General features: G+C 47.6%; 10 protein-coding genes. 7 read left to right on the top strand and 3 right to left on the bottom strand.

Annotation, left to right across the window (positions count from 1 at the left end; all coding sequences use genetic code 11):
* Positions 1-88: 88 nt before the first annotated feature.
* Both BMZ56_RS07450 and BMZ56_RS07445 read right to left on the bottom strand, forming a co-directional pair.
* A complete protein-coding gene (locus tag BMZ56_RS07450) occupies positions 89-1,069 on the bottom strand; it encodes a DUF6427 family protein (RefSeq protein ID WP_090625945.1) in 981 nt (326 codons plus the stop codon).
* A gap of 116 nt (positions 1,070-1,185) precedes the next feature.
* A complete protein-coding gene (locus tag BMZ56_RS07445; protein ID WP_090625944.1) occupies positions 1,186-2,043 on the bottom strand; it encodes a UDP-2,3-diacylglucosamine diphosphatase in 858 nt (285 codons plus the stop codon).
* Between the two features lie 356 nt (positions 2,044-2,399).
* Between BMZ56_RS07445 and BMZ56_RS07440 the strand changes: the two genes are divergently transcribed.
* The 5 genes from BMZ56_RS07440 to BMZ56_RS07420 all read left to right on the top strand — a co-directional run bounded on the left by BMZ56_RS07440 (position 2,400) and on the right by BMZ56_RS07420 (position 10,229).
* Entirely contained in the window at positions 2,400-2,972 is a 573-nt protein-coding gene (locus BMZ56_RS07440) for an RNA polymerase sigma factor (RefSeq protein WP_090625943.1), read from the top strand.
* Positions 2,973-3,085: 113 nt separating this feature from the next.
* Complete coding sequence (locus BMZ56_RS07435) at positions 3,086-4,132, top strand: FecR family protein (RefSeq protein ID WP_090625942.1); 1,047 nt, start codon at positions 3,086-3,088, stop codon at positions 4,130-4,132.
* 161 nt (positions 4,133-4,293) lie between these two features.
* Positions 4,294-7,608 (top strand): TonB-dependent receptor, encoded by a 3,315-nt coding sequence (locus tag BMZ56_RS07430; RefSeq protein ID WP_245893130.1) that lies wholly within the window; start codon positions 4,294-4,296, stop codon positions 7,606-7,608.
* Between the two features lie 11 nt (positions 7,609-7,619).
* Positions 7,620-9,308 carry a RagB/SusD family nutrient uptake outer membrane protein gene (locus BMZ56_RS07425; RefSeq protein WP_090625940.1) on the top strand — a complete coding sequence of 563 codons (1,689 nt, stop codon included), beginning with the start codon at positions 7,620-7,622 and terminating at the stop codon, positions 9,306-9,308.
* 66 nt (positions 9,309-9,374) lie between these two features.
* Positions 9,375-10,229, top strand: a complete 855-nt coding sequence (locus tag BMZ56_RS07420; protein ID WP_218146501.1) for an endonuclease/exonuclease/phosphatase family protein — start codon at positions 9,375-9,377, stop codon at positions 10,227-10,229.
* 52 nt (positions 10,230-10,281) lie between these two features.
* Here the strand turns inward: BMZ56_RS07420 and BMZ56_RS07415 are convergent, their stop codons facing one another.
* The gene (locus BMZ56_RS07415) at positions 10,282-10,932 is read right to left on the bottom strand and encodes an O-methyltransferase (RefSeq protein WP_245893128.1); all 651 of its coding nucleotides are present in this window, start codon (positions 10,930-10,932) and stop codon (positions 10,282-10,284) included.
* 565 nt (positions 10,933-11,497) lie between these two features.
* Here BMZ56_RS07415 and BMZ56_RS07405 point away from each other — a divergent pair.
* Together BMZ56_RS07405 and BMZ56_RS07400 are read left to right on the top strand one after the other, a co-directional pair.
* Complete coding sequence (locus BMZ56_RS07405; protein ID WP_143072871.1) at positions 11,498-12,838, top strand: alpha/beta hydrolase family protein; 1,341 nt, start codon at positions 11,498-11,500, stop codon at positions 12,836-12,838.
* Between the two features lie 62 nt (positions 12,839-12,900).
* Positions 12,901-13,803, top strand: coding sequence for an alpha/beta hydrolase (locus tag BMZ56_RS07400; protein WP_090625937.1), 903 nt, complete (start codon positions 12,901-12,903; stop codon positions 13,801-13,803).
* The last annotated feature ends 324 nt before the right edge of the window (positions 13,804-14,127 follow it).

Below are 14,127 nucleotides of genomic sequence, written 5' to 3'. Positions count from 1 at the left end.
AATAAAATGTATGCAAAGCTATTTAATTTTTAGTTGTTACCCGACACCCTTTTTGTTAAAAAAGGTTAAAACGCTGTTTATAAATCGCTTAGAAAAACTGAAAATAGATGATGGTAAGGACCAGCAGGGCGTAAACGCTTTCATAAAACCATCTTCGGGTTGCATAGTTGAAATAATAGGTCATGTAAACGGCTACAGGAGGTACGGTCAGCAGGAAGTGGTTGATGGACCAATCTGCGTTCAGGTAGAAAGAAATAAAGGATAACACAAACATGCAAAAGAGCAATTGAAATGATTTGCGGATGTGTACCACACTTTTAAAGAGATTTTGACGCAAAGAAAAGAAGAACAATACGAGGATAATAATCACCGGAAGCAATACCAGGTAGTCATAAATGTCGATGTGTATCGATGTGGGAAAGGGAGAGGTAAGGGGGAGCCAGATTTCATAAAATTCAGTCATGCGGTCAAACCAAAGATATACCACGCCCAGCAAAAAGTAGACGGTAGCGAAACCAATCGGAGCTGCTAGCCACTCGCGCCAGTTGAAAGGCCGGAAAATGATCAAGCTACACCAAAGCAGCAGCAACATGACAATAAAGGGGAAATATACCAGACTTCCCAGGGCGACGATCATGCCCAGATCAAACATCAACGGCTTGATTTCTGTGCGGCGGTAGATGCTGAACAGTTTGTCCAGCATCCAGATGGAAAGAAAGTTGCAAATGAGAATGGGAGATAACACGAGGAAGGGCAGCATCAGGCTAGCCAGGGTCATGTACATCAGTGCCGGCAGGAAACTCGACCTGCCCACCAGATTGAATTGATTGACCGCCCGGTTAATCAATAGCGCCTGAACGACAGTAAGCACCAGCGTAATCAACACGTTTGCTTGGGGAGTGATGTTTTCCGGGGATAATTTGCCGGTGAAATTGGCGATGGCCGGTTCGAAAAAGACCGGCATCAGATTTCTCGGCAAATGCATGAACACACCGAGGCACAACATAAGGCCTATCAGCGATAACAGTAGGATATTTAGCGGCGTATATTTCCGGAACTGATCAATCATTTTGTATTCACCGAAAAGGTGCTACAAGTATAGGGGTTAATTTTTAATTGAAAGTTGGAGATTTGAAAATTGAAAGTTCATTTTCCAATTTCAATTAACTTTCCACTTTCAACTAACTAAACCGTCGGTTCCGATTTGAGCAAATCGAGCAATCGCTTGATGTCCAGTTTGCCATCAAGATTATCGTTGTCGTTGTCCGATGTATCTGGATCTAGCTCGTGGGAGAGGTACTCCGCAGGATGGTAGCGGTATATTTGCCAGTTGCCTTTGTGGTATTCCAGTGCCGTCAGGTTTTCTATCCAATCGCCGGAATTGAGGTAGGTTACCGTTCCTCTTTCGGTTTGTATTTGTCGAATTGCCGGTTGATGGATATGTCCACAGATGACGTATTGGTAACCCTTCTCAATAGCCAACGTAGCTGCTGTTACTTCAAAGTCGTTAATGAATTTCACCGCATTTTTGATGCTGTTTTTAATTTTTTTGGATAGGCTCATTTTTTCCCGGCCTAATTTCGTCAATATCCAATTAACCAAGCTATTCAGCAAAATAAGCGTATCGTATCCGATGGCGCCAAGTCGGGCGAGCCACTTAGCATGCTGCATGGTAACATCGAAAATATCGCCGTGGAAAACCCATGCACGTTTTTTGCCGATACGTAGGGAAAGTTTGTTGGTAATAGTGAGTGACCCGAGTTGGAAATCTGCAAATTTACGCAGCATCTCGTCGTGGTTGCCCGTCAGGTAGGTTACCGGGGTTCCTTCCGCTACAAATTTTAAGATTTTTCGGATCACTTTCATGTGTGATTCCGGCCAGTAACGTTTGCTGAACTGCCAGATATCGATGATGTCGCCATTTAAAAGGATTTTTTTGGGCTTAATGCTCTTCAGATAGCACAGAAGCTCTTTGGCATGGCATCCATATGTGCCCAAATGTACGTCTGATAGGACGACCAGATCTACCTCCCGTTTGTTCATAGGTTGTGGGTGCTTAATTAATCTTCTCCTTCTTCAAATCGCACGTCGATGTATTTGGTAAATAAGTAGGACAGTCCACCTAAACACAGGATGATCATGCAAATGGTTATTTCTAATGTGTATACCATGTTGTACACAAATTTGATGAATAAACGTTACCTGAATATTATCGGAGGGTTAAATTTGGCCTGCCTATATTTTTGCTTACCTTTGGATGAGCGTTTTCAATGTATGTCGCGGTTTCGCTCTTTCGCGACTTTGCAAATAAGCAACTTCGCAATTAATATTAAGTTTATATTGGATCATTAACTTTGGCTGCCAAAAAGAAGGTGTTCGGACACGGCAATTGCAAGCGCATGCGAGGAGAGATAGTTGATACCATCAAACAATACTGGAGACACTTCCTGAACGGTGACGACGAAGCGTTTAAGAGGTTGTACGACCACTATATCGATACGCTGTTTGGTTGGGGATGTCGCTATTGCAGAGACGAGGAGACCATCAAAGACTGTATTCAGGAGCTGTTTGTAGATTTATATACCTATCGTAAAAGACTGTGTGCGGAAACGGATATCGATGCCTATCTGTTTGTATCGTTCCGCAGAAAATTAGCCAAACAACTGAAAAGATCCCGCGACTTGCAGACGGTCAACGAAAATTTCGCGGTAGAACAATTGGTAGAACAATTGATAGAAGAAGATGTCGAACAGGAAACCATTCGGGAGGAGGAAAGTCGACGGCTGATGGCCGCATTGAAAAAGGAAGTGGTCGAATTGCCCAGCCGTCAGCAGGAAGTGCTTTTTCTTCGTTACACTTCAGAACTCAGTTACGATTCGGTTTCCAAAATCATGAAAATCCCTATCCCGACGTGCCGCACCCTGCTCAGTCGTGCCCTCCGCCAGCTTCGGAAGCGAATGAAGCCTGCCTGACAGATTCTTTTAATTTTATTGTGCTGATAAACAGTTTGTTGTATTCTTTTTTATTTTTAGGAGTACATATTTGTTAATCTGTGTTCTTTAAATGAATAAAGAAGAAGATTGGCATGGATGACCCTTTAGATAATCGCCCGCTATCCGATTTGGATAAACAACAGCTATGGTCGTCGATTCAATCCGGCATCTTAGCCCGACGAAAAAAAGTACGATCGATCCGTCGGGTTGCGTGGGCCGGAGCGGCGTGCCTTTGTCTTGCGATTGGTGTGAGCCTATGGATTATCTGTCGCCCGGACCCGTCCGGTGAATCCATGCTAGTGAGGCAGATGCCCCAGCATATTCCTGACCTATCCGCAGATACCAGTGGGAAAATCCAGCTGATGCTGAGTGATGGGAAAATCATTCAATTGGAAGATGAATCAACCGTTTCTTACCGTGATTCCCTGCTGGAGATTCGTCAACATGGAATGCAAGCGTATCATCACCTGCAAACACCTCAGCTTTCGCAGTTACACATGCTCTATGTTCCCTACGGGAAACGGATGGAGGTCGGTTTGCCGGATGGAAGCACCGTATGGTTAAATGCGGGGTCTACACTGACGTTTCCGGCTGTGTTTGCGGCTGAACGCCGCGAGGTATACATTACCGGAGAAGGGTATTTTGATGTGAAGCATCAGGCAGGGCATCCGTTTATTGTGCATACACAGGATATTCAGATCAATGTACTGGGAACAAGCTTTAACGTAAGCGCTTATGAAGACGATGCCTATACGGCAACGCTGTTACTCGATGGAAGTATTGCGTTGACGAGTACCAAGCCGGATGTATTTGGTGAAATACGGATGAAGCCCGGCAACAGGGTTACTTTCCATCGGGAGACCGCCACGATCAGCATGAAGGAAAACGACGGAGAGGCAGACATTTCCTGGCGTAAAAAACAGTTGATGTTTCAGCGTAATTCGCTGCCGGAAATCCTTAAAAAGATTGAACGCGTTTACAATGCCAGCATCGACGTGGCCGGTGATCAGGAAAGCCGGACATTCTCAGGCAGCCTCGATGTAAGTAAACCGCTCCGGGATGTGCTTGCTTATTTATACAATACCGATGAATATTCGATTACACAACAGGAGAGGAGGGTAGCCATTCGACGAAAGTAACATTCTACCCGAGAAGAATGCGGAACAGGTGCGCCAACACCTGCCCGCTTGACATTCAATTAACAGTGTTTATTTATTAATGAATTAACGAAAGTATGAATTTTTTACATGCCCGGCAAGTATTCTGCTTGCCGAATAGGCGGATTGCTCAGTGTTTTCTTATGCTAAGAATCACCATTCTATTGGTTGGGATAAGTGTGATGGGAGCCAATGCTCGTTCTTATTCTCAGACGGTCCACGTCTCCATTCACCAACGCAGCATCGAACGGTTGTTTACCGAGATCCAACGGCAAACTGATTATGCTGTCCTTTACGATGACCAGTTGGTTTCGGATCAATTAATTACCATTAAATCAAAGGGGGGCGACCTGAAAGACGTACTGGAAGAAGCCTTTGCGCAGACGGATTTGACGTATAAAATGGACGGTAAGCAGATTCTGGTAATGGCTAGGCCCGGCGAGCGTATCCGTAGGCAAGATACACTGATTACTGTACAGGGGACGGTGCGGAGTGACGAAAGCCCCTCGCAGGCTATTATGGGAGCTACGGTACGGGAATTGAGTACCAACCGCGGCGTATTTACCAACGACGAAGGACGCTTTTCGATACGTGTGGGCCGTCGAAGTAGATTGCAGATTTCGTCTGTTGGTTTTGTTACGCAGGAAATCGATGTCAATGGACGTACGCAAGTGGATGTTGTGCTTACACCCGGCGTGTCCGATTTGGAAGAAGTGGTTGTCGTGGGATACGGTACCCAGAAGAAAATAAATCTGACAGGTGCTGTGAGTGCGGTTTCGGGGGTCGACCTGGAAAACAGACCGATTACCAACGTAGGCAGGGGATTGCAGGGGTTGATGCCGGGGGTGACCGTGCGCAACGTGAATACGGCTCCCGGCAATCAAGCGCCGCAAATCCGCATACGGGGAGTGGGGACCTGGGGTGATGCCAATCCATTGGTGGTTGTGGACGGGATTCCCGGAGGCAATCTCAACATTCTGAACCCAGACGACATCGAGAGCATTTCTGTATTGAAAGATGCTGCCTCCTCTTCCATTTATGGGGTACGCGGTGCCAACGGTGTTATTTTGGTGACAACCAAACAAGGCAAAAGTGGCGGCAAGCCGGCTATCAGCCTCAACAGTTACTTTGGTATGCAAACACCAACTGCTTTGCCCGAATTTCTGGGCTCGCCAGACTATATGATGTTGCAAAACGAAGCCAACATAAATGCCGGGCAAAATCCTACCTATACTGAAGAACAGATACAGGTTGCCCGCGACGGTAGCGATCCAAACTATTTTGCCAATACCGATTGGATCGATGAAGTCTACAAACCGTATGCACCGCAACAGAGTCATGCCGTAAACATCAACGGAGGGGGCGACAACATCAATTATTACGCTTCATATGGGTACCTTGGCGAAGGGGGTATGGTGGTAGGCGACAACTTTAAGGCCAATCGCCACAACGTACGGCTGCGGCTGAATACGACACTTATTGACAGGCTTAAGATTGATGCCAACTTGGGATACATAGACCGCGACTACAGCGGATCTGCTTCCGGAAACTCTCCGTTGACTGCTGCAACGAGCATACGCCCGTTGGTGCCTGTGCGGTTCACCAACGGCAGTTGGGGGTATCACGGCGGGCAAAGTAATCCAGTGGCATGGGCAACCGACGGGGGTAGCAACGACTTCGCATCGCAGGAAGTGACGGCAAACGTGAGTGCGACCCTCAATATTTTTAAGGGGTTGGACCTTCGGGGGCAATACGGCTTGGTAAAATATAGCTCCCGACGCACCACGTTCTTAAAAACAATTGACTACTTCAGTCCAGACGACAATGCATTGATTTATCAAACCAATTACCCCAACCAGATCACGCTCAACAATTATACAGGAGCCTATCAAACGTTTATCGGTACAGCCAACTACGCGAAGACGTTTGCTGAACGACACAACCTCAGTGCCTTGTTGGGATATTCGCTCGAAGAGAACATCGGGAAGGATTTCTGGGCATCGCGGCAAAACTTGCCGACACAGGATGTGCCGTCTCTCGCGCTGGGAACTGAAAACCAACTGAACAATAGTTCCAGTAGCCAAAATGCACTGATGTCATTCTTTGGCCGTGTCAATTACGATTTCGACAGCAAATATTTGCTGGAAGGGAATTTCCGTTACGATGGTTCATCGCGCTTCCACCCGGATGTGCGCTGGAACTGGTTCGGTGCGGTTTCCGCAGGCTGGGTATTTTCCGCAGAAGAATTTTTCCAGCCGCTTACAACGTTTTGGGACATGGGTAAATTCCGGGTATCATATGGTACCCAAGGAAATGACAAGGTAGGCAGCGACTTCCCCTATATGGCCATCCTGAGCCCGGTACAAGTGGGCAGCAATAACCCGATCGGCGACGAAGGACAGGTGGGCTTCCGGCAAACGTTCATTCCCAACCAGAATCTTACGTGGGAATCTGCCGAGAAATTTAATGTGGGGCTTGATCTCGCTTTTCTGCGAAATCGGTTAACGGTTACAGGCGAGTACTACGTGAATACGACCAAGGATATCCTGTTGAATCCGCCGCTTCCGGATGTCATTGGCGTGGGAAGCGGTTATCCTGCCCAGAATTCTGGCGAAGTGCAGAATAAAGGCTGGGAATTGATCGTGGGCTGGCAGGATAAGGTTGGAGATTTTGAATATCGCGTCAACGCCAACCTTTCCGATGTACGGAATAAGGTGACCAAGCTGGAGAATTTTGCCACCAACCTGGGCGACCGCGTTCGCCTGGAAGGCTATCCGTTGGATGCTTTTTATGGATTTATTGCCGAGCGGATTGCGCAGTATGATGATTTTGATCTAGTGGATGGCGACTACGTTGCGAAATTTCCTTTTCAAAGCGGTGATGTTGTAGGGCCGGGAGACCTGATTTACCGTCCGGCAAATCCCGACGATGAAGCGATTACCGTTCAGAAAGACCGGCACATCCTGGGCAGTGACATCCCCAGGTATACGTATGGATTCCGGGGCGACCTGGCCTGGAAAGGAATTGATTTCAGTTTCTTTATCCAAGGAGTGGGCAAGGCCGACGGCTTTCTTACTGGTTCGGCGCGACACCCGTTTATCAACAACAGCGCGATGCCACAGAAGATCCACCTGGACCGTTGGACACCGGACAATCCCGATGCTTCCTATCCGCGGTTTGTGTACATGCGGACGCACAACACCCGTTTATCTTCCTATTGGATCGAAGACGCGTCGTACCTGCGGTTGAAGAATATCCAGTTGGGCTATTCGTTGCCCAGCCGCTGGCTGGAAGGATCGCGTCTAGGCAAGGTGCGGGTTTACGCATCGGCCGATAACCTATTTACGATGACGGATTTCTTCTATGGCTATGACCCCGAAGTACCGGCCGGAAATTCGGGTGGATACTATCCCATGGTCAAAACTTTTGTTTTTGGATTGAACGTAAATCTGCAATAAAGAGCTGAACAATGAAATGCATACACTATAATCATACATACATTTTTGGTAAAATAAGCATTTGCCTGCTGGCTGCGTTGTCGCTGGCTTCCTGCAGTGATTTTCTCGACCGTACACCGATGGACGAGATCGTGGATGAGACCTATTGGAATACGCAGCAGCAACTGGAAATGGCGGCTACGGCTATTTACTCCCGCGTAAAAGCCAAAAATTTCGTCGATATGGAAAATTTGGCGGAAAACACGATGTGGCCTACCACCAACCAATATAAAGACATTGGTTCCGGTGTATTCCCGGTTACGCAGCCCACCGTTAACAGTGAATGGGCGAACATGTACCGCGACGTGCGGGAGTGCAATGTTTTTTTGGAAAATTACCAGGGAGCAACCGAGAATGAGCCGGGCGCCAACGAAAGGCTGGCGGCTGAAGTACGGGTGATTCGGGCATTGGCCTACAGTTTCCTCGCTTCCTTTTACGGCGATATTCCGTTGATCACAAAAACGCTGAATCCCGACGACCCCGAGCTGTACGAAGCGCGTACGCCCCATGAAGAAGTGATTGATTTTTTACTGGCTGAGCTGGATGCTGCTGCGGCTATACTTCCGGCGGAAATTCCTACAGGAGAAAATTTAGGGCGGATAAGTAAAGGCACAGCCTTGGCATTGAAAGCGCGCATAGCGCTTGCTAACTATCGATATGACGTAGCTGAAGAGGCAGCCAAAGCGGTAATGGATCTCGGTGTTTATGAATTGTATTCGAACGGAGATCCCACAACCAGTTATTGGGAACTTTTTACCGACAAAGGCAAACTGGCGAGCGGAAACAATCGGGAAACGATTTTTGCCCGGATGCACAAGCTGGACGTCATTATGCATAACCTGAGCCGAGAGATACAGGTGCCCGATCAGTTTGCACGCTTTGTACCTACCCGCTCTGTGGTGGAATCGTACCTGTGTACCGATGGATTGCCCATCGGGAAATCACAGCGGTATAACGATGATACTTACGCGTCGATTTTTGAAAACCGCGATCCGCGGATGAGACAAACGATTTTGGTACCGGGCGATAGCTGGGGTGGCCGCTATGACGGCCGTCCGGTGGACGAAAATCCCGATCCCTCCGTCTATATGACTCCCAAATTCAGCCAGGATGGCCGCGGATCGGTAACCACCACGGGCTATTATTACAAGAAATATGTAGACCCCGATGCTGTGCCTACTTACAATCGCGACGATAACGATATCCATCACATCCGCTATGCGGAGGTGCTGCTTACTTACGCCGAGGCTAAATTCGAACAAGGGACGTTGACACAGGCCGATCTGGATATGTCCATTAACCTGCTGCGTGATCGGGTAGGAATGGTACACATGGATCTGGCGTTCCTTGCGGCTCATCAGCTGGATGTCCGTGAGGAGATCCGTCGCGAACGCCGGGTGGAACTGATGCTGGAAGGACACCGGTATTTTGATGTGCGGCGTTGGAAAGAGGGAGAGCGTCTGGGTAGGGATATTGAAGGCGTAAAAGCCGCGTGGTTTCCGAAGTTGACCGAATCGGGCAGTAGTTTCCGAATCAATGAGGAAGGTTATTTGGTTGCGCAGTGGAACCGGAAGTTTGAAGATCCCAAAAATTACCTATGGCCCGTGCCGCAGCCACAAATAGAACGAAATCCCAATCTGGGGCAAAATCCCGGCTGGTAGTTTAAAAATAATAATTTTGCATGGGGGCTGGATATTGCTCCCATGCCCTTTTTAAAAGATATACAAATGGAATTCCGTCGACAGTTGCTGAAACACATCCTTTACCTGCCTATCCTGTTATCCGTGTTGCTCGCCTGCGCCAAAAATGGAGCGGAGCCGGACGATGGCCAACCGGCACCGCCGCGGGAATGGACCGGGGTTGAACTGAAGGTAATGGCTTACAATATTCATCATTGTAATCCGCCTAGTCGGCCAGATTTAATTGACGTCGAAGCGATTGCGAAGGTTATCCAAGACGAATCGCCGGATCTGGTGGCCTTACAGGAAGTGGATGTACATACGCTCCGGTCGGGCAAGGGTTTGCATCAGGCAAAAGCGTTGGCGGAGTTGACGGGAATGTATTATTATTTCAAAAAGGCCATCGACCACGAAGAAGGCGAATATGGCGTTGCCGTGCTTTCTAAGTTTCCGATTGAAGACACGCTGGGTTTTGCATTGCCCATGGCACCCGGCCTTAGCGGAGAGCCGCGGGCGGTCGCGGCAATTAAGGTAAAATTGCCGGGAGGCCAACCACTGGTATTTGCCAGTACACATCTTGATCTGCATACACAGCACCGCGCTGTGCAAGCACAGAAAATTACGGAAGCGTTTACCGAAGGCAACAGTCCGGTAATTGTGTGCGGCGATTTCAACGACGTAGCGGGAAGCGAACCCATCGATATCATGGATCAAACATTCCGGCGGACCTGCATAGGGGGGAATTGCCCGGGTACGATCCCCGTAACGACTCCCAATCGGACAATCGATTATATTTTTTATCGTCCGCTTTCGGCGATACGTGTCATGGAGCACCGGGTAGTTGCAGAGACCTACGCTTCCGATCATCGCCCGGTGGTGGCTGTATTGCAGTTGAAGGATTGACGGAGCTATCTGGAATTAAATAACATCCGTATTTGTAATTTGAAGGCAACGGCTATTTTTTTCGGCTGATTGCGATGCCTGAATTGCTCGATCGGTCCACCGTGGTCTCGTAGCCTACATGGCTATTTACAAAGTCCATGTACTCCTTTATGCCACTGATCGATTGCAGCACATTGTGCGCCGTAAAGGTACCGCCTGTTTTGAGCTTTGGGTCAACGTCTTTAAAATATTGGATGTACCAGTCTTTGTCAGCGTCTGAAAAGACAAAGTCGAATGGGCCTTCCACTTCCTTCACCAGCTGATGTGCATCACCCAGCCGGAAGTCCACGAAATCGGCCAGTCCTAGGGTTTTCAAGTTTTCGATGGCTTGTCGCTGCCTGTTTTCGTCGATTTCGATGGTAATAAGCTTACCGCCGGTCTTGCTGAGTGCCCAAGCGATCCAGACGGTGGAATGGCCTGTGGATGTACCAATTTCCAGCGCCGATTGGTAATTGTTGTCCACAATGAGGTCGTGCAACACCCGACCGTCTTTGTACGGCACGTTGAGATCGTGCCAAGTCTGCTTTTTTTCTGTCAGGAACTTTTCAACACGTTTGTCCAATTCGCTTTGCGTATCTGAAATCTGGGCCACACATCCTGTTACCATCATGCCGGAAAAAAAGATGCACGAAAGAGCTAATTTGATGGGAAAAATAACTTTCATGGTACTAACTGGTTTGTACACTGTGAAAACACGTGACATCTCGTTTTGTTTGGTGGATAGCGGGATTAATTCACAGGCATGACGGATTTTATTGAGATATCCAGAGAACGAGTAGCTTTATAGTAGTGGACTTAAAAAAATAGGCTAAATTAGCCACTCATTTTGACCATATAAGCATGAAGTATGTTTTTCGATTAGTTGTCGGTTTCGTTATTTTAAATCTTATACAATGCACCACGATCGAAGACGATAAATCCTTTTTCTTTTTTCACATGTCGGATACACAGTTTGGCTTTTTTAATAAAAACGAGGATTATATCCAGGAAAAAATCAATGTTGAAAAAGCGATTTCGGAAGCGAATCGATTGCGGCCAAAGTTTGTAATCGTAACGGGTGACCTAGTGAGGATCCCGGGCAATTCCACGCAAATTGTTGCGTATAAAACGGTTGCAGACCAAATGCGGGTCACGTGAGCCACGATATTATAGCTCGGATTCAATTCCTTCCGTAATCAAATAGCGGATTAACCCGTAATCATACTATATGCTCGTTAGATCAACTTACTATGGGAAAGATGTTAAATAAGGCTTCGGCTTCAGTTTGTTTCTTAGTCGTGGCGGCGGTGCTTTCATTTTCTGGACGAGCTATACGGCTTCCTGGCGATATACAGCTGCACGTTCGGCCGGTCGAAAAGCAAGTGATTGAAACCGGCACCATTTACCGCGTGGTGGTAAAAAACGCAGATACCGTTGATTCTGCAGTATACAGTGTGTTTATTCCTGCAGGGATCGATACGCTCCGAGGTGTTTTCATTCATCAACACGGCTGCGGCATGGAAGGCCGTGGGGCATCCACAGCCTATGATCTGCAATATCAGGCATTCGCCAAGAAATGGGGGCTGGCCGTTGTCGGACCCGACTTATATTACGAAAATGGATGCAGGGTCTGGAAAAATCCGGAATCCGGTTCTGGACCGTCTTTGCTGAAAGCGCTGGAAGATGTGGGAATGGTTTCGTCGCATACCGAATTAAAGGAAGTTCCTTGGCTATTGTGGGGGCATTCGGGCGGCGGATACTGGACGCTTGCAATGATGAAGAATTATCCGGAACGGATATTGGCTGCTTTTGGTTATTCTCCGGCTTTTGACCCAAATTGGAATTATCCAGACGAAGCGTTAAAAATTCCGTTGATGATCCGCCATGCAGGCGCTGGCGATATCAACTCGGGGGAAGTAAAGTGCTGGCAAACAGCCGTACATACATTTGATAAGTTGCGTTCGGCTGGGGGGCTCGTTAGCATTGCCTGTACGCCGCATCAAAATCACAATTACAGTTTTGTGAGGTACATAGCTATTCCGTTTTACGAATCGGTACTTTCCAGGCGTCTTCCTACTGGAACACAACATTCATTTAGAGAAATGAGAGCTATCAATGAGCGTAACGGGTGGTTGGCGGATACGTTGTCATTGAACACCTGGCGATTTAAGCAACAGGCTCAAGATGCAAATGCGTTTTCCTGGTTACCCGATTCGGCGACGGCAGCCAAATGGAAGGAATTTGTGATAACGGGCTCGGTTATTGATCGAACTCCTCCATTGGCACCTTACGGATTGGCCATGAGACGCCGCCACAGCATGGCTGTTGAGCTGACTTGGAAGGCCGATGCCGATATTGAGTCGGGAATTAAGCAATTTCTTATTTATAGTGGAAACCAGCTTATTGCGCGATTTCCAGAACAGGGCGTATACCAATATTTTGACCAGAACGGAGACGACGCGATCCCCATGTCGGCATTGCCCGAAATGAAGGCGGTAATCTCTCTACCGGCTAATGCGGATACCACTCTTTCCCTTAGTACTATCAATCATTTTGATCTGGAGTCACCAAGGGTTTCTTTTTCAAAGTAATCGGGCTTATTGTCTGTTAGGATATATTGTAACTTTCGTAACTTCATTTTTGGTTTATCAACATGGTAAAATATCTAGTTTTCATATTAGGATGTGCGGTCATCTATTGTAATGCGCAGGAACGATTTCCACTTTATGAAGGGGCAGTGCCCAATTCAAAACCAACGGCCGATCGGGAACGGGATGAACCGAATGCGGCGGTGGATACGTTGACCTTTCAGGTTTCTGTACCAAGCCTGACTGTTTTTCTGCCACCTCCGGACAAGGCCAATGGCACGGCTGTGATTATTTGTCCAGGAGGCGGGTATCATGTATTATTGACAAAACGAGAAGGGTCGGATGTCGCGAAGGCGTTTAACGAACTTGGCATCGCTGCCTTTGTGCTTCGCTACCGTTTGCCGGACGACGAAATCATGATTGATAAATCCATCGGTCCGCTGCAAGATGCCCAACAGGCTATCCGTCTGGTGCGTAAACGGGCTGTTGTTTGGGGAATAGACCCGGATAAAATCGGAATCATGGGGTTTTCGGCGGGTGGGCACCTAGCTGCCACCGTAGGGACTCACTTTGATAAAGCGTATGTCGCGAATCTAGAGAATATGAGTTTACGTCCGGATTTTATGCTGTTGGTTAACCCAGTGATCAGCATGACTGATGGCATCGGGCATACCGGATCACGGAATTATTTACTGGGTGTAGCGCCGGCCATTGAACAAATCAATGTTTTTTCCAATGAATTGCAAGTCGACTCACTGACTCCGCCAACTTTTCTGGTGCATTCGGATGCAGATATAGTAGTACCTGTAGAAAATAGCTTTTGTTTTTACGAAGCGCTCCACAAGCATAAGGTTGCCGCGGGGCTGCATATTTATTCCAAAGGCGAACATGGCTTTTTAACCGCTCCGTCATTCGATGAATGGTTTGGAAGGTGCATTCATTGGATGCAAGAACAAAACTTTTTTTGAGTACCTTTTTGGGCTAGCTGTCGCTGGCTTGCTGAACAGGTCGCAGACGGGTTTCTTTCAGCCATCGTCTTCTCACTGATTAGGTTTTCTCAGCTTCGGCAGATTCCTGTTCAGTAGTTTAGCTATCTTGATCAGTTTCCGTCCATTCTTGGACGTTTCCTTTTCCAAAGTCTTGTGAACCACGAGACTGTGCGTTATGGCAGGCCTATTCAGCCTGTCTGTCGACCTGTAATGCCATCAGCTCTTCCGCCATCTAGTTTGCAAACTCCGTAAAATCGAATATCCTTAAAATAATTAGTAGATGAGATGCAACATGCCTCCCTT

This window comes from Parapedobacter indicus, from assembly GCF_900113765.1.
Lineage (GTDB): Bacteria > Bacteroidota > Bacteroidia > Sphingobacteriales > Sphingobacteriaceae > Parapedobacter > Parapedobacter indicus.
The sequence above is the reverse complement of the archived record's forward strand: the minus strand, read 5'-3'. Positions and strand labels throughout refer to the sequence as shown.